The organism is Stenotrophomonas sp. Sm2128 (assembly GCF_030985535.1).
In the GTDB taxonomy this organism is placed as follows: Bacteria; Pseudomonadota; Gammaproteobacteria; order Xanthomonadales; family Xanthomonadaceae; genus Stenotrophomonas; species Stenotrophomonas maltophilia.
Window position 1 is genome coordinate 15,529 of sequence record NZ_JAPTFQ010000010.1, and the last position, 26,316, is coordinate 41,844.

The 26,316-nt window shown below is 67.6% G+C and carries 18 protein-coding genes and 3 tRNA genes; 10 read left to right on the forward strand and 11 right to left on the reverse strand.

What is annotated here, in order from left to right; translation table 11 throughout:
• Positions 1–94: 94 nt before the first annotated feature.
• The gene (gene rnt / locus O0K41_RS04840) at positions 95–679 is read left to right on the forward strand and encodes a ribonuclease T (RefSeq protein ID WP_005408782.1); all 585 of its coding nucleotides are present in this window, start codon (positions 95–97) and stop codon (positions 677–679) included.
• A gap of 192 nt (positions 680–871) precedes the next feature.
• Here rnt and O0K41_RS04845 read toward each other — a convergent pair whose 3' ends face one another.
• From O0K41_RS04845 to O0K41_RS04855, 3 genes are all read right to left on the reverse strand, one after another.
• Entirely contained in the window at positions 872–3,898 is a 3,027-nt protein-coding gene (locus O0K41_RS04845; RefSeq protein WP_065183350.1) for a ligand-binding sensor domain-containing diguanylate cyclase, read from the reverse strand.
• 177 nt (positions 3,899–4,075) lie between these two features.
• Positions 4,076–5,485 (reverse strand): ATP-binding protein, encoded by a 1,410-nt coding sequence (locus O0K41_RS04850; protein ID WP_005408780.1) that lies wholly within the window; start codon positions 5,483–5,485, stop codon positions 4,076–4,078.
• A gap of 6 nt (positions 5,486–5,491) precedes the next feature.
• Positions 5,492–6,220, reverse strand: coding sequence for a response regulator (locus tag O0K41_RS04855; RefSeq protein WP_005408779.1), 729 nt, complete (start codon positions 6,218–6,220; stop codon positions 5,492–5,494).
• A 204-nt stretch (positions 6,221–6,424) separates the two neighbouring features.
• Here O0K41_RS04855 and O0K41_RS04860 point away from each other — a divergent pair, with 204 nt between their 5' ends.
• Genes O0K41_RS04860 through O0K41_RS04870 form a run of 3 tightly spaced genes read left to right on the forward strand, consistent with a single transcriptional unit; the run spans position 6,425 to position 11,060 of the window.
• Positions 6,425–7,669: an efflux RND transporter periplasmic adaptor subunit gene (locus O0K41_RS04860; protein WP_005408778.1), complete on the forward strand. Its 1,245-nt coding sequence runs from the start codon at positions 6,425–6,427 to the stop codon at positions 7,667–7,669.
• Positions 7,666–9,624 carry a MacB family efflux pump subunit gene (locus O0K41_RS04865; protein WP_005412764.1) on the forward strand — a complete coding sequence of 653 codons (1,959 nt, stop codon included), beginning with the start codon at positions 7,666–7,668 and terminating at the stop codon, positions 9,622–9,624. Before O0K41_RS04860 ends, O0K41_RS04865 begins: the two co-directional genes overlap by 4 nt.
• On the forward strand, positions 9,621–11,060 hold the full coding sequence (locus O0K41_RS04870; protein WP_099604849.1) for a TolC family protein: 1,440 nt from the start codon (positions 9,621–9,623) through the stop codon (positions 11,058–11,060). Before O0K41_RS04865 ends, O0K41_RS04870 begins: the two co-directional genes overlap by 4 nt.
• A 91-nt stretch (positions 11,061–11,151) precedes the next feature.
• Here the strand turns inward: O0K41_RS04870 and rlmB are convergent, their stop codons facing one another.
• From rlmB to rnr, 3 genes are all read right to left on the reverse strand, one after another.
• Positions 11,152–11,895: a 23S rRNA (guanosine(2251)-2'-O)-methyltransferase RlmB gene (rlmB, locus tag O0K41_RS04875; protein WP_005408775.1), complete on the reverse strand. Its 744-nt coding sequence runs from the start codon at positions 11,893–11,895 to the stop codon at positions 11,152–11,154.
• Between the two features lie 105 nt (positions 11,896–12,000).
• Complete coding sequence (locus O0K41_RS04880; protein WP_005412762.1) at positions 12,001–12,483, reverse strand: GFA family protein; 483 nt, start codon at positions 12,481–12,483, stop codon at positions 12,001–12,003.
• Between the two features lie 94 nt (positions 12,484–12,577).
• Positions 12,578–15,037 carry a ribonuclease R gene (rnr, locus tag O0K41_RS04885; RefSeq protein WP_164222265.1) on the reverse strand — a complete coding sequence of 820 codons (2,460 nt, stop codon included), beginning with the start codon at positions 15,035–15,037 and terminating at the stop codon, positions 12,578–12,580.
• Between the two features lie 128 nt (positions 15,038–15,165).
• Here rnr and O0K41_RS04890 point away from each other — a divergent pair.
• Together O0K41_RS04890 and O0K41_RS04895 are read left to right on the forward strand one after the other, a co-directional pair.
• Positions 15,166–15,250: transfer RNA gene (locus O0K41_RS04890), tRNA-Leu, on the forward strand.
• Between the two features lie 205 nt (positions 15,251–15,455).
• Positions 15,456–15,540: transfer RNA gene (locus O0K41_RS04895), tRNA-Leu, on the forward strand.
• A gap of 56 nt (positions 15,541–15,596) precedes the next feature.
• Here O0K41_RS04895 and O0K41_RS04900 read toward each other — a convergent pair.
• Positions 15,597–16,343 carry a sulfite exporter TauE/SafE family protein gene (locus tag O0K41_RS04900; protein WP_033834104.1) on the reverse strand — a complete coding sequence of 249 codons (747 nt, stop codon included), beginning with the start codon at positions 16,341–16,343 and terminating at the stop codon, positions 15,597–15,599.
• 99 nt (positions 16,344–16,442) lie between these two features.
• On the opposite strand from O0K41_RS04900, the gene O0K41_RS04905 reads away from it, so the two are divergent.
• Positions 16,443–17,342 carry a LysR family transcriptional regulator gene (locus O0K41_RS04905; RefSeq protein ID WP_049451300.1) on the forward strand — a complete coding sequence of 300 codons (900 nt, stop codon included), beginning with the start codon at positions 16,443–16,445 and terminating at the stop codon, positions 17,340–17,342.
• 50 nt (positions 17,343–17,392) lie between these two features.
• Positions 17,393–17,477 (forward strand) — tRNA-Leu (locus O0K41_RS04910).
• Positions 17,478–17,958: 481 nt separating this feature from the next.
• Here O0K41_RS04910 and emrB read toward each other — a convergent pair.
• The 4 genes from emrB to emrR are packed head-to-tail and all read right to left on the reverse strand — an operon-like array spanning position 17,959 to position 22,679.
• A complete protein-coding gene (emrB, locus tag O0K41_RS04915) occupies positions 17,959–19,545 on the reverse strand; it encodes a multidrug efflux MFS transporter permease subunit EmrB (RefSeq protein WP_005408769.1) in 1,587 nt (528 codons plus the stop codon).
• Between the two features lie 7 nt (positions 19,546–19,552).
• On the reverse strand, positions 19,553–20,734 hold the full coding sequence (gene emrA / locus O0K41_RS04920) for a multidrug efflux MFS transporter periplasmic adaptor subunit EmrA (RefSeq protein WP_049451302.1): 1,182 nt from the start codon (positions 20,732–20,734) through the stop codon (positions 19,553–19,555).
• Positions 20,735–20,745: 11 nt separating this feature from the next.
• Positions 20,746–22,239, reverse strand: coding sequence for a multidrug efflux transporter outer membrane subunit EmrC (gene emrC / locus O0K41_RS04925; RefSeq protein ID WP_033834101.1), 1,494 nt, complete (start codon positions 22,237–22,239; stop codon positions 20,746–20,748).
• A complete protein-coding gene (gene emrR / locus O0K41_RS04930; RefSeq protein ID WP_005408766.1) occupies positions 22,236–22,679 on the reverse strand; it encodes a multidrug efflux system transcriptional regulator EmrR in 444 nt (147 codons plus the stop codon). Before emrR ends, emrC begins: the two co-directional genes overlap by 4 nt.
• A 172-nt stretch (positions 22,680–22,851) precedes the next feature.
• Between emrR and O0K41_RS04935 the strand changes: the two genes are divergently transcribed.
• Positions 22,852–23,733 carry a helix-turn-helix transcriptional regulator gene (locus O0K41_RS04935; protein ID WP_005408765.1) on the forward strand — a complete coding sequence of 294 codons (882 nt, stop codon included), beginning with the start codon at positions 22,852–22,854 and terminating at the stop codon, positions 23,731–23,733.
• A gap of 59 nt (positions 23,734–23,792) precedes the next feature.
• The gene (gene parC / locus O0K41_RS04940; protein ID WP_005408764.1) at positions 23,793–26,036 is read left to right on the forward strand and encodes a DNA topoisomerase IV subunit A; all 2,244 of its coding nucleotides are present in this window, start codon (positions 23,793–23,795) and stop codon (positions 26,034–26,036) included.
• The last annotated feature ends 280 nt before the right edge of the window (positions 26,037–26,316 follow it).

Sequence of the window (26,316 nt, forward strand, 5' to 3'; positions counted from 1 at the left end):
CTCAGGGTCGCTCTGCTAGAATTCACGCATGAATGACCCCACTCCCGCACCTGCCGCCGCCCCCGATTCCGCAATCCCCCAGGCGCAGCGCGCGATGTCACAACGCTTCCGCGGCTTCCTGCCGGTGGTGGTGGACGTGGAAACCGGCGGCTTCGACAGCCAGCGCAACGCCCTGCTGGAAATCGCCGCGGTGCCGATCGAGATGGACGAGAACGGCCTGCTCTACCCCGGCCAGACCGCCAGTGCCCATGTGGTGCCGGCCGAGGGCCTGGAGATCGACCCGAAGTCGCTGGAAGTGACCGGCATCATCCTCGACCACCCGTTCCGGCTGGCCAAGGAAGAGAAGGCCGCACTGGACCACATCTTCACCCCGGTACGCGCGGCGATGAAGAAGTACGGCTGCCAGCGCGCGATCCTGGTCGGCCACAACGCCCATTTCGACCTGGGCTTCGTCAACGCCGCCGTGGCCCGGACCGGCCACAAGCGCAATCCGTTCCATCCGTTCAGCGTGTTCGACACCGTCACCCTGGCCGGCATCGCCTACGGGCAGACGGTGCTGGCGCGTGCCGCCACGGCCGCCGGGTTGGGCTGGGATGCGAACGAAGCACACAGCGCGGTGTATGACACCGAACAGACCGCACGATTGTTCTGTACCATCGCCAACGCCTGGCCGCGGTGAAGCGTCCAACGGCGGAGCCACTCGTGGCGTGAAGCAAATCAGCGGTCGGGCCGGACAAGGTGGGTTCGCGGGGGGACGCCGTGAACCCGTACCTGGGAGCTTAGCCGCACTTCTCTGGTGGGTGCCGACCGTTGGTCGGCACCGCCGGTTGGTACGACAACACCAGTAGATCCACGCCATGCGTGGATGCGATCAACCAATACTCGTACGATCGCGGCCGTCGCTCTTGGCGCGGTACAGCGCGCGGTCGGCGCGCTGGTACAGCAGCGCCGGGGTGCGGTCATCGGCATCCAGTTCCACAAGGCCTGCGCTGAAGGTCACGCGCAGGCCCGCTACACCGGCCCAGTCGGGGTGGTCATGGAACAGGCCGCGCAGGCGCGCGCACAGCTGCGCGGCTTCTTCCAGGCGGGTGTCGTTGAGCAGCAGCGCGAACTCCTCGCCACCGGTCCGCGCGGGCAGGTCCGAATCGCGGCAGGCCGCGGCGATCAGCCTGGCCACCTGCACCAGCACCGCATCGCCGATGCTGTGGCTGTGGCGGTCGTTGACGTCCTTGAAGTGGTCGATGTCCAGCACCACCAGGCACAGCGGGTGGCCGCTGCGCTGTGAACGGGCGAAGTCGCGCGCCAGCGTTTCATCGAAGGCACGGCGATTGGCCAGTCCGGTCAGCGCATCCTCGCGCGCCTGCCGCTCAAAGGCCTCGGCCTGCCGTGCAAGGCGCTCGGCCAGCTCGGTCTTTTCCTGGTTCAGTGCCTGCAGGTGCACGGTCTTGGCCTGCAGGTCGAAGGTTGCCTCGTCCACGCGCCGTGCCAGGCGCAGGTTGCTGGCCTTCAGCTGCTGCAGCAGCAGGCGGTACAGCACCACCAGCCCAGCCAGCAGCAACAACCCGCCCAGCAGCTGCACGCTGCGGCGCTGCCACCAGAACGGCTCCACCGTGAAGCTCCACACGGCTTCCTGCTGGCCCCAGGCCCCGCCTGGATGCGCCGCCGACACGTGCAGGGTGTAGTCACCCGGAGGCAGGCCGACGAACTCGACGCTGCGCTGCGGGCCGCGCTCGACCCAGCCGGTGTCCAGGCCATCCAGCCGCGTGCGATAGCGGATCCGGTCCGACATCAGGTAACTCAGGCCCACATAGCTCACCGCCAGACGTCGGCCGCCGGGAATGTAGTTGCGATCCGGGCCCTCCCAATGCACGGGTGCGCCATCCACCTGCACGCTCTCGATCGCTGCCGGCGGTGATGGGCGCTCGCGGAAGCGCTGCAGGCGTTGCGGGTCGACGGTGCTCAGGCCTCCGGCGGTGACCACCCAGAAGGTGCCGTCCTGGCGCAGGATGGCCGATGGCCCGGAGCTGCCGTTGGCCTGCGCGTTGGCCATGCCGTCGATCTCGTTGTAGCGCTCCACCACCACTCGTGGTGCGCGGCCATCGGCCACGGCATTGAGGGTCGCCATGTCGGTGCGCAGCACGCCGCGGTTGCTGCTGATCCACACGTTGCCAAGACGATCCGGCACCAGCTGGAAGACCGCATCCACCGGCATGCCCTGCTCCAGGCCGACGCGCGCCAGCTTTCCGTCGAGCCAACGGTACAGGCCGCGGTCGCTGCTGATCCACATCGCTTCGCCAAGCTGGTGGAATCCGAACACACTGCGGCCCCCGCCCATCGGTGCCAGGTCGATCGACTGAACGTGGTCGCCACGCAGCACGCGGATGCCCTCGATGGTGCCGATCCACAGGTTGCCCTGGTGGTCATGCTCAAGTGCGGTGATGAGGCCACCGGGCATGCCCGGGGCAGTCGACACCTGCACCCGGTCGCCGTCGATGCGTACCACGCCCTTCTGCGTACCCGCCCAGACCCTGCCCTGCGGATCGACACTGATCGCGCGGATGTTGCCACCCGGCATGCCGTCGGCTGCCGCATAGTTGTGGCGGAGACTGCCATCGCGGTCCAGCCGGTAAACGCCGTCGCCGAACGTACCCACCCACAGGTCGCCGTCCGGCCCCTGCGCCAGACTCAATACCGATGGCGCCTTGCCGCCGCGGTTGTGCAGGGGAACCGCGCGGAAGCGGCCATCGGGTGTCTGCAGGTCGAGACCACTGGCACTACCGACCCACAACTGGCGGTCGCGGTCCTCCAGCACCGTGCGCACATAGTCGCCACTGAGGCCATCACGCTCGGTGTAGCTGCTGAACAGTGTTTCGCGCAGGCGGTACAGGCCACCGTTGGCCCCCACCCAGATGCTGCCTTCGGCATCCTCGCGCAGGCTGACCACGCGCCCGCCCGGCAGGTTCAGGCCGGCCGGCAATCGTTCCAGACCATGCGCCGAGATCCGCAGCAGGCCCTGGTTCTCGGTTCCCAGCCACAGGTCGCCGTGCCGGTCCTGCAGCATCGAGGTCATGTGCAGCTGTCCCGGCAGCCGGTGCACCAGCACCAGCTGATCGTCCTCCACGCGGTACAGGCGCTCGCCAGCGACGATCCACAGCGCGCCATCAGGAGCCCGGTACGGCCAAGACAGGCCGGTGCCGGCACCCAGGCCCCACGCCGCGGGCGCGCGCTTGAGCACGCCGTCGTTGTCGCGCAGCACCAGCCCGTCAAGCGTGCCAACCCAGACCCGGTCCTGCGCATCGACCACCAGCTTGGTGAAGCTCATCGCCATCGGCAGGTCGGCCGCCGGCGCCTGGTAGACGATGCCCTTGTCCGGCGTGAGATAGCCGATGCCCTTGCCTTCGTACAGCAGCCACAGGCGCCCCTGGCTGTCCATCTGCATGGACTGGATCAGCACCTGCGGGGTGTCGGCCTGATGCTCCCAGACCCGCCACTGGCCGTCGTTGCCACGATGGCTGACGTTACCGCGCGAATCACTGATCCACAGCCCTCCCTGCCGATCGACCAGCAGTGCGCCGATGCCGTTGTCGCGCAGCCCCGGGCGGGTGCTGCGGTCGAACACGGTGAAATCCAGGCCGTTGTAGCGGACCAGGCCTTCCCAGGTGGCAAACCACAGGTGCCCCTCGGGAGTCTGCGCGATATCGCGCAGCGAGTTGTGCGGCAGGCCATTGCGCGAGGTCCACACGTCGATGGCGTAGTCGCGCAGCGGCGGCGCGCCCTCCTGCGCGGCCAGCGGCAGCGCCAGCACCAGCAACACCCACAGCAGACCGCGCTGCAGTGCCTGCCTGGCCTTCGAAACGCGGCGCTCCACCCAGCACCCGTTGTCCCCTGACCTGCCCATCAGCTCGGCGGCAGTGGCCGGTAACGGCTGCAGGGCATGGCAGCAAGCGGGAACGACCGGGCAACGCGGAACGGCGTGCCGTCAGGAACGGGCTGACTCATCGGGGAGAAACTGGGGAGATGCGCAGATGATAGGCCAAACCCTGGCCCCGGCGTCATCGCGTGCGTCCGGCGGGGCTCAGCCGGGCCGGCCAGGCGGCACCACCTGCGCACTGGCCGGCCACTGCACCACCGCCTCCAGACCGCCCTCGGCACGGTTGCGCAGCCACAGCCGCGCGCCATCCTTCTCGGCCAGGGCGCGCGCGATGGTCAGGCCCAGCCCGGCGCCGCCGGTTTCCCGCGAACGCGAGGTTTCCACCCGCACGAACGGGTCGAACACGGCCTCCAGCTGGTCTTCCGCCAGGCCCGGGCCATCGTCGGACACCATCGCCGTGATCGTGCCGCCGCTGCGTTCCACCCGCACGCGCACGCGGTGGGCATACATCACGGCGTTATCCACCAGGTTGGAGAACAGCCGGTGCATGGCCAGCGGGCGCAACATCAGCACCGCACCGGTGCCGCCCTCGAAGACCACGTCGGCACCACCCTCTGCGGCGTCTTCCACGATGCTTTCCAGCAGCGAATCCAGATCCAGCGCGGCGCGCTGCTCGGCGCTCTCGGCGCTCCGGGCCAGCTCCAGGCCTTCGCGCACCAGTGCCTGCATCGCCGCCAGATCGCCGATCAGGCGCTCGCGCAGCACCTCGTCGCTGACGTTCTCCAGGCGCAGGCGCAGGCGGGTCAACGGGGTCTGCAGGTCATGGGTGATCGCCGCCAGCATCTGCGTGCGTTCGGCCAGGTGCCGCTGCAGGCGGTGCTGCATGGCATTGAAGGCCTCGGCGGCGCGCTGCACCTCGCGCGGCCCGCGCAACGGCAGTGGATCGCGCTGCAGATCGTCGCCGAGATCCTCCGCGGCTGCCGCCAGCTCCTGCAGCGGCGCACTGGCCATGCGCGCAACGATATAGGCCAGCACCGCGATGGCCAGCACCAGCAGGGTCAGGAACCACGGGTCCACGGCCAGAATGCCGTTGTGGGCCACTGCTGGCGAATCCAGCGCCAGCTTCAGCAGCGTACCGTCGTTGAGCGTCACATCGACCGCGCGGCACTTGGGCGGAATGAAGGCCGGATCACGCTCACGCGGATGCCGTCGGTGCCCCGGCGGCGGTGGCGGCAGCAGATCCTGCAGCTTGGGAATGCAGGAACGGAACGAGGTGAAGTGCACATGCGCGCGCGACACCGGGCCGGGCCGGTCATCCAGGACTTCCATCAGTGCGGTATCCGCCCGCCCCAGGCGCGCGCCAGGCTGCAGCGCACGCACGCTGGGCCCACCGATCTCAAGCAGTCGCTCGCGCAGTTCGGGATTGCCATCGAGCAGGTTGACGTAGCCCTGCAGGCGGTCGGCGATGCGGTTCAGGTTCTGCCGCTCGAACTCCTGCTGGCGTTTGGAGGTGGCCAGCATGGTCGCGCCGATCGCAGCCACGCTCATGCCCAACAGCAGGATGACGAACAACCGCCCGACCATCGAGGACAGGAAATGGCGCAGGCGCTTCATGACGGCTTATTCCAGGTTCACCGAGGAGGCCAGCACGTAGCCTTCGTTGCGCACGGTCTTGATCAGGCCATCCGGGCCACCGTCATCGCCCAGCTTGTTGCGCAGGCGGCTGACCTGCAGGTCGATCGCGCGATCCTGCGCCTCGTAGTTGCGGCCGCTGCTGAGCGCGACCAGCTGTTCGCGCGACAGCACCTTGTTGGCATGGGCGATGAACACGCGCAGCAGGCGGAACTCGGCACCGGACAGCACCACCACGCGGTCGTCCGGATCGACCAGGTGGCGATGCTCCAGGTCGAACACCCAGCGCGAGAAACGCGCACGGCGCACCGCCAGCGGCTCCAGGTTGGCCGGCAGCGCCTCGGTCCGGCGCAGCACGTTGCGGATGCGCGCCAGCAGCTCGCGCGGTTCGAACGGCTTGGCCAGGTAGTCGTCGGCGCCCATTTCCAGGCCGAGCACGCGGTCGATCGGCTCGGCGCGCGCGGTCAGCATGATCACCGGGGTGTTCGAGCGCGCGCGCAGGTCGCGGCACAGGGTCAGGCCATCCTCGCGCGGCAGGTTGAGGTCGAGCACGATCAGGTCCACGTGTTCGCGATCCAGCAGCTGGCGCATGGCGGTGCCGTCTGCTGCCGTGCTCACCTGGTAGCCGGCACGGCCGAGCTGCTCGGCCAGCAGGGTGCGGATGTCGTTGTCGTCGTCGACGATCAGCAGTCGATGCATCGTGTTTTCAGTCTCCATGTCGCGATCATCCCGTGTCGGCAGCTGAACCGCATCCGGGGCAATGCGTACCAGTGTATCCAGCCATGAGCGGGATACCTGTGGTTACGCGTATTCACCGACAGTGTTACATAGAGACATACCCCGAGGATTGAGCCGCCTGTCGCCCGGTCTTCACAATGCCCACCAACGCCGCCGCCGCGGCCCCGAGAGTGAAGCCACGACGTGACGTTCCGCCTGTTGCCCGCGACCCGCCGTGGTCGCCTGATACTGATCGCCCTGCTCGCCCTCATCGTGGCCGTCGCCGCCTGGTGGCTGCTGCGCAAACCCGCCGCCCCGGCGGTGGCGACCACGCCGGTCAGCCGCGGCGACATCGAGCAGACCGTGGAAGCCACCGGCGTGATCGACGCCTACAAGCTGGTCAGCGTCGGTGCGCAGGCCTCGGGCCAGATCAAGTCGCTGAAGGTACAGCTGGGCGATACCGTGAAGGAAGGCGACCTGATCGCCGAGATCGATGCCACCACCCAGCAGAACCAGGTGCTCAATGCGCAGGCTTCGCTGGACCAGGTCACCGCCCAGCGCGCCGTGCAGCAGGCCACCCTGCGCCAGGCCGAACTGGAGTTCGCGCGCCAGCAGCAGATGCTGGCGGCCGAGGCCACCTCGCGCCAGGAATACGATGCCGCCGAAGCACAGCTGAAAACTGCCCGCGCCCAGCTGCAGTCCTACGAGGCGCAGATCAAGGGCCGCCAGACCGAGCTGGGCACCGCCCGCGCCAACCTGGCCTACACCCGCATCACCGCGCCGATGGATGGCACCGTGGTGGCGGTGGTGGCCGAGGAAGGCCGCACCGTGAACGCCAACCAGACCGCGCCCACCATCGTGATGCTGGCGCGGCTGGACGTGGTCACGGTCAACGCCGAGATCTCCGAGGCCGACGTGGTCAAGATCAAGGCCGGCATGCCGGTGTACTTCACCACCCTGGGTGACCCCGACCGCAAGTACCACGCCACGCTGCGCCAGATCAATCCGGCGCCGGCCTCGATCGCCAACGAGAATTCGTCCAGCTCCAGCAGTTCGTCCAGCTCCAGTTCCAGCAGCGCGGTCTACTACAACGCGCTGTTCGACGTGGAAAACCCGGACGGCACCCTGCGCATCGACATGACCGCGCAGGTCTCGGTACTGCTGAAGCAGGCCAAGGACGTGCTGATGGTGCCGGCGGTGGCACTGGGACCGAAGCGCCGCGGCGACGAGCGCATGGTGCGGGTGCTGGACGACAAGGGCCAGCCGCAACCGCGCAAGGTCACCGTGGGCATCAACAACGGCGCCTCGGCCGAAATCCTGTCCGGGCTGAAGGAAGGCGAACGCGTGGTGGTGGGCGAAGCCGGTGCGGCCGGTGCCAGCGCCGGCGGCGGCAACCGCGGCGGCATGCAGATGCGGGTCGGCGGCCCGGGCATGGGTCCGCGCCGATGAGCACGAAGGCGCCGCTGCTGCGCCTGCGCGACCTGCGACGCGAATTCCCGGCGGGCGATGATGTGATCGCCGTCCTGCGCGACGTCAACCTGGATATCCACGCCGGTGAGATGGTGGCCATCGTCGGCCAGTCCGGCTCGGGCAAGTCGACGCTGATGAACATCCTCGGCTGCCTCGATCGCCCTACCCGCGGCAGCTACCAGGTGGCCGGCCGCGAAACCGGCAGGATGGCGCCGGATGAACTGGCCGAACTGCGCCGCGAGCATTTCGGCTTCATCTTCCAGCGCTACCACCTGCTGGGCGACCTGGATGCGCGCGGCAACGTGGAGGTACCGGCGGTGTATGCCGGCAGCCCCGGCCCGGTGCGCAACGCGCGTGCCGAGCAGCTGCTGCAGCGGCTGGGCCTGGGCGACCGCATGCACCACAAGCCGGGCCAGCTGTCCGGTGGCCAGCAGCAGCGCGTGTCGATCGCACGTGCGCTGATGAACGGCGGCGAGGTGATCCTGGCCGACGAACCGACCGGCGCGCTCGACACGAAATCCGGCGAGGAAGTGATGGCGATCCTCGGCGAGCTGCACGCCGAAGGCCACACCATCATCATCGTCACCCACGACATGAGCGTGGCCGAACACGCGCAGCGCATCATCGAAATCCGCGATGGCGAGATCATCGCCGACCGCACCAATCCGAACGCACCGACCTACCGCGCGCAGCGCGAGGCCAGCACCGGCGTGGCCCGCGGCAACAGCTGGCGGGCGGCCCGTGACCGCTTCACCGAAGCGTTCCGCATGGCCCTGCTGGCGATGAACGCACATCGGCTGCGCACCTTCCTGACCATGCTCGGCATCATCATCGGCATCGCCTCGGTGGTCTCGGTGGTGGCGCTGGGCAATGGCTCGCAGCAGCAGATCCTGCAGAACATCAGCGCGCTCGGCACCAACACCATCGACGTCTATCCCGGCCGTGGTTTCGGCGACATGCGCTCGGCGCGGGTACAGACGCTCAAGGCCAGCGATGCCGATGCACTGGCAAAGCAGAGCTACGTGGACAGCGCCACCCCCAGCGTGTCGACCTCGGTCACCGCGCGTTACCGCAACCAGTCCTCCACCGCCCAGGTCAGTGGCGTCGGCGAGCAGTTCTTCCGGGTCAAGGGCGTGACCCTGCTCAGCGGCAGCTTCTTCGATACCGACGCGGTGAAGGGCCTCGGCCAGGTGGCGGTGATCGACGAGAACACCCAGACCCAGTTCTTCCCCGATGTCGATCCGGTCGGCCAGGTGATCCTGCTCGGCAACGTACCGGCACGCGTAGTCGGCGTGGCCAAGCGCCAGAGCTTCGGCTTTGGTGGCAGCACCAGCCTCAGCGTGTGGGTGCCCTACACCACGGTGATGTCGCGCATGCTCGGCCAGAGCCACGTTTCCAGCATCACCGTGCGCGTGGACGACGACACGCCGATGGATGCGGCGCAGGAAGCGATCACCCGCCTGCTGACCCTGCGCCACGGCACCGAGGACTTCTTCCTCAGCAACAGCGCAGAGATCCGCCAGACCATTGAGCAGACCACGCGCACGATGACCCTGCTGATCGGCGCCATCGCCGCCATCGCGCTGCTGGTCGGTGGCATCGGCGTGATGAACATCATGCTGGTCTCGGTGACCGAGCGCACCCGCGAAATCGGCGTGCGCATGGCGGTGGGGGCACGGCAGAGTGACATCCGCCAGCAGTTCCTGATCGAAGCGGTGCTGGTGTGCCTGCTCGGTGGTCTGCTCGGCATCGGCCTGGCCCTGCTGCTGGGCTCGATGATCGGCCGCTTCGCCAGTGACTTCCAGGTGCTGTTCTCCACCGCCTCGATCGTTGCCGCGTTCGCCTGCTCGACCCTGATCGGCGTGGCATTCGGCTTCCTGCCCGCGCGCAACGCCGCGCAGCTGGACCCGGTGGAGGCCCTGGCCCGCGAATGAAGATGATGACCCGACTGCCCTTCCCTGCTCCCTCGCGCCTGCTACTGGTGGGCGCTGTTCTGCTTGCCCTCTCAGGCTGTGCCTCGGTGGGCCGCTACCCGGTGCAGGCCCCCGACGTGGCGGCCAGCTACGGCCGTGGCGATGCCACCCTCAACGCACCGGCCGACGACCCGCGCAGCAGCCTGGATACACCGGGCCGCGACATCCGCCAGGACAGCTGGTGGACGGGCTTTGGCGATGAACGACTGAACCGCTTGGTGGCGCAGGCGCTGGCCGCCAACAGCGATCTGGCCGCCGCTGGCCTGGCCGTGCAGCGTTCGCGCCTGCAGGCCGGACTGGCCAGCAACGCGCTGTGGCCGCAGCCGTCGTCGTCCGGCGTCAGCGGCAATGCCAGCCGCGCCACCGATCAGGCCGACGACTGGCGCCGCAGCTATTCCACCGGCGTCTCGCTGGGCTGGGAAGTCGATCTGTGGGGCCGTCTGCGCACCCAGCGCGACATCGCCCGCTGGGAAGCCGAGGCCAGCGAGGAAGACCGGCAGAACACCGCGCTGCTGGTGATCGGCGACACCATCACCCAGTACTGGAACCTGGCCTATCTCAACCAGTCCATCGCCACCGGCCAGGCCAACCTGGAGCGGCTGGAGCGCACCCGCGACCTGGTGCAGGCCCGCTTCGACGCTGGTGCGGTATCGCGCTTGGAAGTGCGCCAGGCGCTGCAGAACCTGCAGTCGCAGCGTTCCTCGCAGAGCGCGCTGGAACAGCAGCGGGTGGAGGTGCGCAATGCATTGACCGTGCTGCTGGACGGCACGCCCTGGCCGCAGCAGGACGAACCGCAGGACCTGCTGGACGCACGCAGCCCGTGGATCAACGAAGGCCTGCCGGCCGAGCTGCTCGGCCGCCGTCCCGACCTGCGCGCGGCCGAACTTCGCCTGCGCAACAGCCTGAAGACCATCAAGGTGACCGCTACCCAGTACTACCCGGCGCTGAGCCTGACCGGCAGCCTCGGCTCCAGTGCAACGTCGCTGGGTGACGTGCTGCGTAACCCGGTGGCCACGCTGGGCGCCGGCCTGTCGCTGCCGTTCCTCAACCTGCAGCGCGCACAGCTGGATACCGACATCGCCGGCACCAGCTATCAGATCGCCGCGACCAATTTCCGCAAGACGCTGTACACCGCGCTGTCGGAAGTGGACAACGCGCTGTCGGCACGCGAGCAGCTGGCGCGCCAGGTGGCGGCCTCGCAGGCGTCGTACGACGAAGCGGTGGAAGTGGAGCGCGCGCAGGAAGTGCGCTACCGCGTAGGTGCCACCGACCTGCGCACCTGGCTGGAGGCCCAACAGACCCGGCGTGATGCCGAGCTGTCGCTGGCGCGCGTGCGCCAGGGCCAGCTGAACAACGACGTCACCCTGTTCAAGGCACTGGGCGGCAGCGCGGGGTGAGGCGGCAAGGGCGCCAACCCAGGTTGGCGACTGCCCGGTGGGTGTCGACCTTGGTCGACACGGCACATGGAAAAGGGATCCGACCCCGAAATCAACCGCGCTGGCGCACGGCCTCGAACAGGCTGACGCCGGCGGCGACCGAAACGTTCAGGCTCTCGATCTCGCCCGGCATCGGGATCTTGACCAGGCCATCGCAGTTCTCGCGGGTCAGGCGGCGCAGGCCATCGGCCTCGCCACCCAGCACCAGGGCGATGTTGCCCTTCAGGTCCAGCTGGTACAGCGACGCAGTGGCTTCGCCGGCCAGGCCGTAGATCCACACGCCCTGCTTCTGCAGGTCCTTCAGGCAGCGCGACAGGTTGGTCACCGCCACCACCGGGATCAGATCGGCGGCACCGGCCGAAGTCTTGCGCACGGTCGCGTTCACCGTGGCCGACTTGTCCTTGGGGATGATCACGGCAGTGGCGCCTGCGGCAGCCGCCGAGCGCAGGCAAGCGCCAAGGTTGTGCGGGTCCTGCACTTCGTCCAGCACCAGCAGCAGGGCCTTGCCCTCGGCTGCGGTGACCAGGCCCTCCAGCTCGTTCTCGCTGTAAGTGCGGGCGGCGGCATAGCGAGCGGCCACGCCCTGGTGGCGTACCGAACCGCCGACACCGTCCAGCGCCTGGCTGTTCACCTTGCGCACGTCGATGCCCTTGCGGCGGGCGTTTTCCTCGATCTCGGTCAGGCGCGGGTTCTTCGCACCGGCCTCGACCAGCACTTCGCGGACGTTCTCGGCGTCGTTCTCGATGGAGGAGGCGACGGCGTTGACGCCGACGATCCACTGGCTGTTCTTGCTCATGCGGGCGGGGACCGGAAAGGGGGTGGCTATGGTAGAGCATCGGCGGGCCGGGCGCTGCGGCGAGGTCCCTGTCGAGCCGAGCCTGCGCTCGGCGCTACAGGGGCGTTACCGGCTGCGCGGCGGCCAGTGCGGCGTGTCGTGGTCCGGGTGCTGATGGGACACGATGGTGGCCAGGAACTCCAGCGCCGCGATGTCTTCCTCGGTACGACGGGCCGGCAGGTTGGCCAGCGTATCGACGAACGGCAGCTTGCGCTCGACCCCGTACTGGATCGTCGGCGGCAGGCGCTCGGGTTCGTCAAAGGCGCCGGCCGCCACCGCCACGCCGTCCGGCGCCTCGTAGCTCAGCGGCGTACCGCAGTCGGCACAGAAGCCCCGGCGCACCACGTTGGAGGACTGGAAATAGCGCGGCTGGCCACGGGTCCAGCTGAACTGCACGCCACGCACCGATACCAGCGGTGCGTAGTAGGCACCGAAGGCCTTCTGGCACATCCGGCAATGACAGATCGAACTGTCGGTCAGCGCGCCACGCACCTGGAAGCGGATCGCGCCGCACTGGCAGCCGCCACTGTATTCGGGTTGGCCTTGCATGCGATGTCTCCTGGTGGTGCCGGCCGCTGGCCGGCAACCCGTCGGTGCCGAGGGTGCCATGGATGCCGGCCAGCGGCCGGCACTACCACGGTCATCAGTATTTCTCTTTCTTCCGCATGGCCGGCTTGCCACGCTCGGGCAGCGGCGGCAGGCCATCGCCTTCGTCCTCGCCCTTGTGTTCGACCAGGCGGAAGTCGATCTTGCGCTCTTCCATGCTGGCCTTCAGCACCAGGATCCGCACGCGGTCGCCCAGACGGTAACTGCTGCCGCGGCGTTCGCCCGTCAGCGTCTTGCGCGTGGCGTCGAACTTGTAATAGTCCTGCGGCAGCTGGGTCACGTGCACCAGGCCCTGCACCTTCGACTCGTCCAGTTCCACGAACAGGCCGAAGCTGGTCACGCCGCTGATCACGCCATCGAACTGGCCACCCACGTGCTTTTCCATCCACGCCGCGCGGTAACGCTCGTCGACCTCGCGCTCGGCTTCATCGGCACGGCGCTCGCGCTCGGAGCACTGCAGCGCCAGCGCGGCCATTTCGCGCGCGTTGTAGGTGAACTTGTCCAGCGGCTTGCCGGACAGCGCGTGCTTGATCGCGCGGTGCACCAGCAGGTCGGGGTAACGGCGGATCGGCGAGGTGAAGTGCGCGTACGCCTCCAGCGCCAGGCCGAAGTGACCGTGGTTTTCCGGGCTGTAGATCGCCAGACTCTGGCTGCGCAGCAGCACCGATTCCAGCAGCGTGGCATCGGGGCGGTCGCGGATCTTCTTCAGCAGCTTGGTGTAATCGCCCGGGCGCACCTTCGACCACGGCGGCAGGCTCAGCTTGAACTCCTTGAGGAATTCCAGCAGGTCGGCGTACTTGGTTTCCGGCGGCTTCTCGTGGATGCGGTACGGGGCCGGCACATGGCGCGACAGCAGGTACTTCGCCGCCTCCACATTGGCCGCGATCATGCATTCCTCGATCAGCTTGTGCGCGTCGTTGCGCACCAGCATGCCGGCCTGGGTCACTTCACCGCGGTTGTCCAGCACGAAGCGCACTTCGCTGCTTTCGAACTCGATGGCGCCACGCTTGGCACGCGCCTTGGACAGGACCTTGTACAGCTGGTGCAGGCGCTGCACCTGCGGCAGCAGGTCGCCCATCCAGGCCTTGGTATCGGCATCGTCCTCGCCCACCGCCTTCCACACCTGGGTGTAGGTCAGGCGCGCATGCGAGTTCATCACCGCTTCGTAGAAGCGCGAATGCGTGACCAGACCGTCGCGGTCGATCTGCATGTCGCAGACGAAGCACATGCGGTCGACCTTCGGCATCAGCGAACAGATGCCGTTGGAGAGCGTCTCCGGCAGCATAGGCACCACGAAGCCCGGGAAGTACACCGAGGTGGCACGCTTCTGCGCCTCTTCGTCCAGTGGCGTGCCGGGCCGGACGTAGTTGGAGACATCGGCAATCGCCACCACCAGCCGGAAGCCATCGGCGTTCGGCTCGCAGTACACCGCGTCGTCGAAGTCCTTGGCATCTTCACCGTCGATGGTGACCAGCGGCATGCTGCGCAGGTCCACGCGGTCGCCGATCATCGCCGGCTCGACCACCAGCGGCACCGAGGCGGCTTCGTCCAGCACTTCCTGCGGGAACTCGAACGGCAGTTCATGGCCGTGGATGGCGGTCTCCACCACCAGCGAGGCGGTCAGCTTGTCGCCGAGCACGGCGATGATGCGGCCGATCGGCGGGCGACGGCTGTCCGGCGCTTGGGTCAGCTCGCAGACCACCAGCTGGCCGTCGCGCGCACCACCGGTCTGGTCCGGCGGCACCTGCACGTTGCGCTGCACGCGCTTGTCGTCGGGCACCACGTAGTTGATGCCCATCTCGATGCTGAAGCGACCGATCAGGCGGGTCATGCCGCGCTCCAGCACGCGGGCGATGCTGCCTTCGCGGCGGCCACGGTGGTCGATGCCGGTCACGCGGGCCAGCACCTTGTCGCCGTGCATGACCTTGCGCATTTCATATGGCGGCAGGAACAGGTCGTCGCCGCCCTCGACCGGGCGCAGGAAGCCGAAGCCCTCCGGGTTGGCGATCACCACGCCGGTGACCAGGTTCAGGGTCTGGATCGGGGCGAAGCCGCCGCGGCGGTTCTGCACCAGCTGGCCGTCGCGGACCATGGCGCCGAGCCGGCGCGACAGTGCTTCGGCGCGGTCCGGGGCGGTCAGGCCCAGGCGTGCGCCCAGTTCCTCTGCCGTCTGCGGCCCTTCGCAACGCTCCAGCAGGGCCAGGATGGCTTCGCGGCTGGCGATGGGCTGTTCGTACTTCTCTGCTTCGCGGGCGGCATAGGGATCGTCGATCACCTTGCCGGTCGGCGGCAACTTGCGGCCCGGGGCCGGGCCCGGTGCGTCGCTGCTGCGGACCTTGCGGCCACGCGGCGGTGCGCCGCCTTCATTCAATTCGGGGAACCAGCCCGGCAACGGCTTGCCCGGCTTGATGGTGCGGGCCGTGCCCGCCTTGGCGCCCTTCTTCGGGGCCTGGCCGCGGGAGGTGCTCCCGCCCTTGCTTGGTTTTTTGGTAGTCATCGCCCTACATGGTAGCCGTTGACGGCGTGCAGAACGGGTCAGTGGCCGTCTTGAAGGCCTTGCGTGAAAAATATTCAGGAAGTCGTTGACAGCCTGCGGATTCATCTTCACAATTGCGCCTCTGGAACGCCCAGGTGGCGGAATTGGTAGACGCACTAGTTTCAGGTACTAGCGGGTAAAACCGTGGAGGTTCGAGTCCTCTCCTGGGCACCAACGAAAAAACTCCTCGCTTCGGCGGGGATTTTTTTTGCCTGCAATCCAGCAGCGGGGCCAAATTCCTTTCCGAAGAAAAGGGCTCCGACCCCAAGCGAGTGAGATGGGGTCAGAGCCCGCTCCGCACGCGAAACGAGGTCCGACACCGGATCCAGAAAAAGTGTTGACACCCCCGTAACAACACCCCATAATCTCGCTCCTCGACGCCCAGGTGGCGGAATTGGTAGACGCACTAGTTTCAGGTACTAGCGGGTAAAACCGTGGAGGTTCGAGTCCTCTCCTGGGCACCACGTCGAGAATGAGAAAAACCCGCGAGAGCGGGTTTTTTCATGCCCGGAATCCTGCATCAGAGCAGCGGCCGCAGCACCAGTTCCAGCCCGAGCAGCAGCAGGAAACCCAGGAAGCAGCCCCGGAACACCCGCGCACTGATGCGCTGCCGGATCACCTGCCCCAGCCACATGCCCAGCAATGCCGGCAGCACCGCCAGCGCACTCAGCCCCAGCTGCTGGATGCCGAATGCGCCGTGCAACACCAGGCCGGCGGTCAGCGAAATCGTTGACACCGTGAACGCCAGCCCCAGCGCCTGCACCAGCTCCTCGCGCTGCAACCCCAGCGACTGCAGGTACGGCACCGCCGGCATCACGAACACGCCGGTGGCGCCGGTCACCACGCCCGACAACGCCCCCACCAGCGGCCCCAGCCAACGCTCGCGCCGCTGCTGCACGCGGAACACCGGCGCAAGCAACGCATAGGCGGCATAGACCACCAATGCCACGCCCAGCGCAACGCGCGACCAAGTGCGATCGACCCGCACCAGCAGCGCCGCCGAGCCCAGCGTCACCACCACCACGGCCAGCATCATCGGCCACAGGCGCCGCACGATGCGGTCCAGTGACGGCCCGGACAACAGCTGCCACGCATTGGTGACGAAAGTGGGAATGAACAGCATCGACGCCGCCGCCACCGGCGACAGCGTGCTGCCCAGCAGCCCCATCGCCACCGTCGGCAACCCCATGCCGGTCACACCCTTGACCACACCGGCCAGCACGAACACCGCCACCAGCAGCACGTAGAAGTACATTGATTCATTCATGCCTTCATTGGATCGGCCGGCCGCTCGGCGCACAATGCGGTGTTTCCGGCCTTGCCTTCGGCTGATCCGAAGGCGCAGCCGTTGCGATGAGGGCATCACATGCGGATGGATATCGCCGACCTGCGCCTGTTCCTGGCGATTGCCGAGGCGGGCAGCATCACGGCCGGCGCAGCGCAGGCAAACCTGGCACTGGCGTCGGCCAGCGAACGCCTGCGCACGATCGAAGCCGATGCCGGCACCGCGTTGTTGAACCGGCACCCCCGCGGCGTCAGCCTGACCGAAGCCGGCGCCGCCCTCGCCCACCATGCACGATTGATCCTGCAGCAGCAGGCGCAGCTGCGCGGTGAACTGCAGGCGTTCGCGCACGGCGCGCGCGGCACACTGCATCTGTATGCCAACACCGCAGCACTGACCAACTACCTGCCTTCGCGGCTGGCACCGTGGCTGGCCGAACGCCCGCGCCTGCACGTGGAACTGCTGGAGCGCACCAGCCCCGAAGTCGTGCGTGCGATCAACGCTGGCCAGGCCGAAGCCGGCATCATCAGTGATGCGGTCGACGCTGCCGGCCTGCAGCAGCACGTGGTCGCCGAAGATCCACTGGTGATGCTGCTGCCCGCGGAACACCGCTTCGCATCGCGGCGCAGCGTGGCCTTCGCCGATGTTGCCGGCGAGACCTTCGTCGCGCTGGCCGACGGCAATGCACTGCAGGCCTACATCGAAGACCAGGCACGGGACATCGGGCGACGCCTGGACGTGCGCATCCGCATGAAGACGTTCGAAGGCGTGTGCATCATGGTCGGCCACGGCATTGGTGTCGGCATCGTGCCGCGTACCATCGCCCGCCAGCATCGACGCAATACCCGTACTGTTGCGGTTCCGCTTGCAGATGCTTGGGCACAGCGCCGCCTGTGCGCCTGTTTCGCCGAATGGGCGCAGCTGTCACCGGCGATGCGCAGCCTGCTGCTTCACCTGGGCGTGCAGCCACAGAAAAATGTGTGAAATGTTGTTGACACACTCTCTGCCGTCCCGCACAATTCATCTCCTGAGTCGCCCAGGTGGCGGAATTGGTAGACGCACTAGTTTCAGGTACTAGCGGGTAAAACCGTGGAGGTTCGAGTCCTCTCCTGGGCACCACGACTCAAGATGATCAAACCCGCGAAAGCGGGTTTTTTCGTTTCCGGGGTTTGGCGATCCTGGCATCGCAACCGCCACTCGGACTGTCGTATCTCGCACCGTCAGGGCGTCGTCTGCGGGTGCATACCTCCTCCCGGCGCGTCGTCACCAGACCTTGAACGGCCCCCTTTTGGGGCGCATTTCACGTTCCCCGTTCAATTCGTACTTTTCCTAGTCGAGATCCACCCGATTCCTTTTCGGTGGGAGGCAGATTTGCGGGAGCCGGTTGCAGGTGTATCGCCACGACCTGACCAGCGCCCCTCCTCTCCCCCAAAGGACGCACCAATGCAGCGCAGCATCATCTGCCCACACTGCCATACCGGCTCGCTGAACCTGCGCCGTTGCACCACCCCGAGGGCAATGCCCGCGCGACCAGCGTCGCGCCAACAAAAACCCCGCCTCGCGGCGGGGTCAAAATACAGCACGGTGTTTCCAGGGAGTTTCAGTGTCCACCACCGGCGGCTGCACCCGCACCTGCGCCGAATGGCGGCTTGGCCAGCCACAGGAACGTAATGATCGCCAGGAAGATCCAGCCCAGCAGGAAGAAGATGTCGTTGAAGCCCATCTGCGATGCCTGGTGGTTGATCATGTTGTTCAGTACCGCTGCGCCGTGCTGCAGGTCGCCCTGCCCCATCGCCGTGACCTGGTCCTGCATGCCCGGCTGATAGGCCGAGATATGCTCGGTCAGGTCGGCATGGTGCACCTGGGTGCGCCGCGCCCACAGCCACGTCGTCAGCGACGCCGCGAAACTGCCACCCAGCGTACGCAGGAACGTGGCCAGGCCGGAGCCCGCCGCGATCTCGCGTCCATCCAGGTCCGACAGCAGGATCTGCAGCACCGGCATGAAGAACAGCGCGACGCCGATGCCCATGATCAGCTGTACGCCGGCCACGTGCATGTAGTCCACCTGCAGGTTGAAGTTCGATCGCAGGAAGCTGGTCATCGACAACACGATGAACGCGACCGTGGCCAGCATGCGCATATCGAAGCGCGACGCATACTTGCCCACGAACGGGGTCATGATCACCGGCAGGATGCCGATCGGCGCCGTCGCCAGGCCCGCCCAGATCGCGGTGTAGCCCATGTCACGCTGCAGCCACTGCGGGATCAGCAGCGCCACGCTGAAGAACGCCGCGTAGGCCACCACCATCGCCAGCGTACCGGCGCGGAAGTTGCGGTGCCGGAACAGCTTCAGGTCAACGATCGGATCCTTGTCGGTCAGCTCCCAGATCAGGAACACCGTCAGCGTCACCACCGCTACGCAGGCCAGCACCACGATCTTCATCGACGAGAACCAGTCCTCGTCGTTGCCCAGGTCGAGGACCAGCTGAAGCGCACCGACGCCGATCACCAGGGTGACCAGGCCGACGTAGTCCATCTTCGGCTTCTCGATCTGCTCCGGGCGCCCCTTCAGCTGGTTGCCCACCACCAGCGCAGCGAAGATGCCCAGCGGCACGTTGATCAGGAAGATCCACTCCCAGCTGTAGTTGTCGGTGATCCAGCCACCGAGGATCGGACCACAGATCGGCGCAACCACCGTGATCATCGCCAGCAGTGCCAATGCCTGCCCGCGCTTCTCGCGCGGATAGATCGAGACCAGCAGCGACTGCGTGATCGGGTACATCGGGCCGGCAACGAACCCCTGCAGCGCACGCGACAGCACCAGCATGCCCATGCTCTGCGCCAGGCCGCACAGCAGCGAGGTGATGACGAAGGCCAGCGTGGCCCAGACGAACAGCTTGCGTTCGCCGAAACGGCGGCTGAGCCAGCCGGTCAGCGGCAGCGCGATGGCCGTGCTGACCGCGAACGAGGTGATGACCCAGGTCGCCTGCTGCGAACTGGCGCCGAGATTGCCGGCGATGGTCGGCAGCGAGACGTTGGCGATGGTGGTGTCGAGCACCTGCATGAACGAGGCCATCGCCAGGCCCACGGTGCACAGTGCGACGCTGGGCGGCAGGAACCCGGAGGCCGCACCCGGCGCCGCCGGTGCGCCCGGAGCGCCGGGCGCGGCTGGAGCTTGTGCGGACATGGCGACCTCAGCCCACCTTCGCCTGCTGCTGCGGCAGGTTGCCCTGGATGATCGTGTGGATCACCTCGTCGGCATCATGCAACTGCTTGGCATACACGTCGGTGTCGAACACCGTGCCCTTGGCCGGAGTGCTCGGCAGCACTTCGCCCTTCTGGTCGCGCAGGCTCACTTCGGCCTTCATCGACAGGCCGATGCGCAGCGGGTGTTCGGCCAGCTGCTTGGCATCGATGGCGATGCGCACCGGCACGCGCTGCACGATCTTGATCCAGTTGCCGCTGGCGTTCTGCGCCGGCAGCAGCGAGAACGCGGAGCCGGTGCCCAGGCCAAGGCTCTGGATGCGGCCCTTGTACTTCACGTCACCGGCGTACAGGTCCGACTTCAGCTCCACTTCCTGGCCCAGGCGCATGTGGCGCAGCTGGGTTTCCTTGAAGTTGGCCTCGACCCACATCTGCTCGGTCGGCACCACGGCCATCAGGGCATTGCCCGGCTGCACGCGCTGGCCGACCTGCACCGAACGACGGGCGACGTAGCCGGTGACCGGCGCGACGATGCCGGCGCGGGCGTTGTTGAGGAAGGCCTGGCGCAGCTGCGCGGCAGCCGCCTGCACGTCCGGCTGGGTGGCGATCACGGTGTCGTCGACCAGCGCGCGGTTGCGCTCGACGGTCTCGCGCGAGCCGGCCACGGCCGCTTCGGCGGCAGCCAGCTCGTCACGGGCGTGGGCCAGTTCTTCGTTGGAGATGGCGCCGGTGGCGGCCAGGTCCTTGCGGCGGGCGAAGTCGTCGCGCACGCGCTTCAGGGTCACCTGGCGGGCGTTCAAGTCCGCCTGGGCGCCTTCCACGCTGCGGTACAGACCACGGGTCTGGCGCACCGTCTTGGCCAGGTTGGCTTCGGCCTGCTGCAGTGCCACCGCGGTGTCGGACGGGTCCAGCTGCACCAGCAGCTGGCCGCGCTCCACGCGCATGCCGTCATCGGCGTTGATGGCGACCACGGTACCGGCCACCAGCGGGGTGATCTGCACCTGGTTGCCCTGCACGTAGGCATCGTCGGTCTCTTCGAACCAACGGCCGAACATGAAGTACCACAGCGCCAGTGCGGCAAGCAGCAGCACGACGATCACGAACAGGCCGCGCAGCAGGTTGCCGCGGCGGTTGGGGGCGGCCGGGGCCGCGGTGTCTTGGGTCTGGCTCATGGCGGGCGTCTTCAGGAATGCGAGGAATCGGAATGGGAGGCGATCGGTGCGCGGTCGGCGTCAGCGGGCTGGAAACCACCGCCCAGCGCCTTGCTCAGGCGCACCGAGGACTGCACCTGCTGCGACTGCAGGCCGGCCAGCTGCTGCTGCGACTGCAGCAGGGTGGACTGCGCGGTCAGCACGTCCAGGTAGCTGCCGATGCCGGCGCGGTAACGCTGCTGGGCCAGGTCGAAGGCCGAGCGTGCGGTATCCACCGCCTGCTGCTGCGAGTGCGCCTGCTGCGCCAGCGAGCGCACCGCGTTGACCTGGTCGGCGACGTCGCGCAGTGCGTCGAGCACGGCCTGGTTGTAGTTGGCCACCGCCAGGTCGTACTGCGCATCGGTGTTGGCGAGGTTGGCGCGCAGCTTGCCGCCTTCGAAGATCGGCAGGCTCAGCGCCGGGCCGATGTAGGCGAAGGTGGAGCTGCTCTTCAGCAGGTCGCCCACGTTCGGGGCGACCACGCCGGCCAGCGCGGTCAGGTTGAAGCTCGGGTAGAACCTGGTCTTGGCAACCTTGATCTGCTTGTCGGCCGCTTCAACGCGCCAGCGTGCGGCAACGATGTCGGGGCGACGGCCCAGCAGTTCGCTGGGCAGCACGCCCGGCAGCTGCAGCGCCACCGGGTTCAGCGGCTGCGGGCGCTGGATCGACAGGCCACGGTCCGGGCCCTTGCCGACCAGCGCGGCCAGTGCGGTGCGGGCCGCGTCGATCCGCTGCTGTGCGGCCTGCACCTGCTGCTGCGCGGCCGGTACGCGGGCCTCGGCCTGGCGCACCTGCAGATCGCTGTCGATGCCGGCGCGGCGGCGCTGGCGGGTCAGTTCCAGCGACTTCTGCGAACGGGCCAGCTCTTCCTCGGCCACATCGTTGAGCTGCCAGGCGTAGGCCAGGTCGGCATAGGCCTGGGTGATGCCGGTGGACAGGTTCAGGCGTGCGGCCTGCGCCTCGACGGTGGCCGCATGCGCGCCGTCCACGGCCGCTTCCCAGGCGGCGCGCTTGCCGCCCCACAGGTCCACGCCATAGCTGAAGTCGAAGGCGACCTGGCTGCTGCCGGCGTAATGGCCACCGATCTCGCTGCCTGCCATCGACTCAGGCAGGCGCAGCCCGGTATAGCCACCGGACACCGACAGGCTGGGCAGCTCATCGGCACGTGCGGTGCCGACCTGGGCCTGGGCCTGGCGCAGGCGCGCGTCGGCGGCGTCCAGGCTCGGGTGGCCGGCCAGGCCCTCGGCGACCAGCGCGTCCAGCTGCGCATCGCCCAGCGCCTTCCACCAGTCCTGCGCCGGGAAGCCGGTGGCGCTGAGGTCGGTGTCGGCCAGGGTGCGTTCGCTGTGCAGGCTGTCCACGTCAAGCACGTGGCCCTGCGGGTTGAGGCCACGACTGCTGGCGCAGGCGGCCAGGGCCAGGGCCAGCGCTGACACCAGCAGCGCGCGCCCGGACCGGCGGAGAGTGGAATGCGGGATCGGGTTCATGGGGTCGTCAGGGAATCGCGGATTCGGGTAAGGAGGGACAGCAGCAGCGTGCGCTCGTCGGCGGAAAGATCACGCAGGGCGTAATCCATCACCGCGTCGCCGCGCAGCTTCAACCGCGCCCACAATGCGCGGCCTTCATCGGTCAGCACGATCTGCAGCGCACGCCGGTCCTGCGCATGCGGTTCGCGGCGGACGCAGCCCAGTGCCTCGAGCTTGTCCAGCAGGCGGGTGACTGCGCTGGGTACCTGGTCGATGGCCTGGGCCAGTTCGTTGGCCGTGCACGGGGCCATGTGCGAGAGCACCTTCAACCCGATGTAGTGGGTGAAGCCGATACCCAGGTCTTCTTCAGCCATGGACGCGTCGAGTTGCCGGACCAGGCCGTCGCGCACCTGGCGCAGCAGCAGGCCGAAACTGGGGGGAGTGGTTGCAGGACAGATCATGGGGGAGCATTCTCTTCCAAAAAAAATATTTCTCAATGGAAATATTCGATCTGGCATCGAATGCTGTGTTGCAGCAGTGGGCTGGATCAATGAAGGCGCCTACCTTAATGATCTGGTCAGGTGGCCCGGTAGTACAATTCAGCCAATGGATGACACATTTCAGCCAGCGGACATGATGAACAAGGCAGAAATTCCCGCTCCCAAGCGCCTGCTCAGGGACGACGCACTGGATTGGTTCGAGCGCAACGATGGCCCACCGGTGGTCGCTTTCCGCTTCGACAGCCCGCAGGGGCTGGTCCGGGAAGTGGACTGGCACCACCACCAGCGCGCCCAGCTGATCTGTGTCGAGCGTGGCCTGCTGACCACCCGCACCTCGCACGGGACGTGGTCGCTGGCGCCGGGTTCGGCCGGCTGGATGCCGCCGCTGGAGCCGCATACGGTGACCCTGGACGGTCCGCTGCGCGGCTGGGGCATGGCGCTGGCCGCGCCGGCCTGCGCCACCCTGCCCGCCGATCCCTGCGTACTGGGCCTGTCCAAGCTGGCGCAGGCGCTGGCCGACCGCATCTGCGAATGGCCGCTGGGCTATGACACCACGCCCGAGCGCCAGCACATCATCGAGGTGCTGCTGGACGAGATCCGCACCGCGCCGCGCCAGCGCATGCACCTGCCGATGCCGCACGACCGGCGCCTGCTGAAGATCGCCTCGCAGCTGCTGGCCGACCCGTCCGACGAGCGCAGCCTGGCCGAATGGGCGCATTGGGCCGGCCTGTCGCCGCGCAGCCTGACCCGTCACTTCCGCGACGAGACCACGCTCAGCTTCGCCCAGTGGCGGCAACAGGCCCGCCTGTCCGAAGCCCTGCGCCAGCTGACCGATGGCCGCAGCGTGGCCGACATCGCCCATGCACTGGGCTTCAGCAGCGCCAGTGCCTTCGTCACCGTGTTCCGCCGCCACTTCGGGCTGCCACCGGGGCGCTACCTGGCGCGGGCCGGCCACGGCCTGGAAACCGGGCTGGACCCTGCACGTGGCTTGGCATCCCCCGCCGCATCCGGATAATCACAGGATTGCGAGCGGCGACCGCCGTCGCCGCCTCCCGACATAGGTAACAACGCCGCATGACCGAACTTGCCCGCCCCGTGTTCCACGGATTCGAACAACTGCCGCTGCGCGAGTACGCCGAACGCGCCTACCTCGACTACTCGATGTACGTGGTCCTGGACCGCGCCCTGCCGTTCATCGGCGACGGCCTGAAGCCGGTGCAGCGCCGCATCATCTATTCGATGAGCGAGCTGGGCCTGAATGCTGCGTCCAAGCCGAAGAAGTCCGCGCGCACCGTCGGTGACGTCATCGGTAAGTACCACCCGCACGGCGACAGCGCGTGCTACGAGGCGCTGGTGCTGATGGCGCAGCCGTTCTCGTACCGCTACCCGCTGATCGAGGGCCAGGGCAACTTCGGCTCCAGCGATGACCCGAAGTCGTTCGCGGCGATGCGTTACACCGAATCCAAGCTGACCCCGATCGCCGAAGTACTGCTGGGCGAACTGGGCCAGGGCACCACCGACTGGGCACCGAACTTCGACGGCACCCTGCAGGAACCGACCTGGATGCCAGCACGGCTGCCGCACCTGCTGCTGAACGGCACCACCGGCATCGCCGTGGGCATGGCCACCGACGTGCCGCCGCACAATCTCAACGAGATCGTCAGCGCACTGCTGCACCTGCTGGACAACCCCGATGCGACCGTGCGCGACCTGTGCGAGCACGTGCAGGGCCCGGACTACCCGTCCAGCGCCGAGATCATCACCGCCGCCAACGATCTGCGGAACATCTACGAGACCGGCAACGGCAGCGTGCGTGCGCGTGCGACCTTCAACAAGGAAGCCAACAACATCGTGGTGACGGCGCTGCCGTTCCAGGTGTCGCCGTCGAAGGTGATCGAGCAGATCGCCGCGCAGATGCGCGCCAAGAAGCTGCCGTGGCTGGAAGACATCCGCGACGAATCCGACCACGCCAACCCGGTGCGCGTGGTGCTGGTGCCACGTTCCAACCGCGTCGACGCCGACCAGCTGATGGGCCACCTGTTCGCGACCACGGACCTGGAGCGCAGCTACCGCGTCAACCTCAACGTGATCGGGCTGGACGGCCGTCCGCAGGTGAAGAACCTGAAGATGCTGCTCAGCGAATGGCTGACCTTCCGCAGCAACACCGTCACCCGCCGCCTGCAGCACCGCCTGCAGAAGGTCGAGCGCCGCCTGCACCTGCTGGAAGGCCTGCTGGTCGCCTTCCTCAACCTGGACGAGGTGATCCACATCATCCGTACCGAGGACGAACCGAAGGCGGCGCTGATCGCGCGCTTCGGCCTGTCCGAGGAACAGGCCGAGTACATCCTGGAAACCAAGCTGAAGCAGCTGGCCCGCCTGGAAGAGATGAAGATCCGCGGCGAGCAGGACGAGCTGGCCAAGGAACGCGAGAAGATCCTCGGCATCCTCGACAGCAAGGCCAAGCTGAAGAAGCTGATCCGCGACGAACTGACGGCCGACGCCAAGAAGTTCGGCGACGCGCGCCGTTCGCCGCTGGTGCAGCGCCAGGCCGCGCAGGCCATCGACGAGACCGAGCTGGTGCCGAGCGAGCCGATGACCGTGGTGCTGTCGGAAAAGGGCTGGATCCGTGCCGCCAAGGGCCATGACGTCGATGCGTCCGCCCTCTCCTACCGCGACGGTGATGCCCTGCAGGGCGCGGTGCGTGCGCGCAGCACCCAGCAGGTCGCGTTCCTCGACAGCGAGGGCCGCGCCTACTCGACGCCGGTGCACACCCTGCCCTCCGCGCGTGGCAACGGTGAGCCGCTGACCGGCCGCTTCTCGCCGGCAGCGGGCACCAGCTTCGTGACCCTGGCCAGTGCCGAGCCGGATGCCCGCTTCGTGCTGGCCTCCAGCCATGGCTACGGCTTCGTCACCCGCTTCGAGAACCTGATCGGTCGCAACAAGGCCGGCAAGGCGATGCTGAACCTGTCGTCCGGCTCGTCGGTGCTCACCCCGTCGATGGTCGCCAACGTGGCCACCGACCGCATCGTGGCGGTGACCAGTTCCGGCAACCTGCTGGCGATCGCCGCCAACGACCTGCCGGAACTGGACAAGGGCAAGGGCAACAAGATCATCGAGATCCCGAAGGCCAAGCTCGCCACTGAACGCGTGGTCGCCATCGTGGCGATCAGCCCGGGGCAGACCCTGCAGGTGCGCAGCGGTCAGCGCACGATGGGGCTGAAGTTCAACGAACTCGACGCCTACCTCGGCGCCCGCGCCACCCGCGGCCACCTGCTGCCGCGCGGCTGGCAGAAGGTAGAAGGGTTGTCGGTGGAATGACCGCTGGGGCCCTGCCCCGGACACGAAAAAGCCGGGGAATTCCCCGGCTTTTTCGTTGTCGGCTGGCGGGCGGTGGAGCAGCTGGCTGGCGAAGGCTGGCTGGCGATGCTCCGGTGCTGGCGGGCGACATTGCTTTGTGCGCCTGGTAGGGCCGACCGCTGGTCGGCTGCCTTTTGCTCCTGGTAGAGCCGACTGTCAGTCGGCTGCTCTACCGAAAAGCAGCCGACCAGCGGTCGGCTCTACCGGGTGGTCGCCGGGAATTGCCCGGCGCCACCTCCGG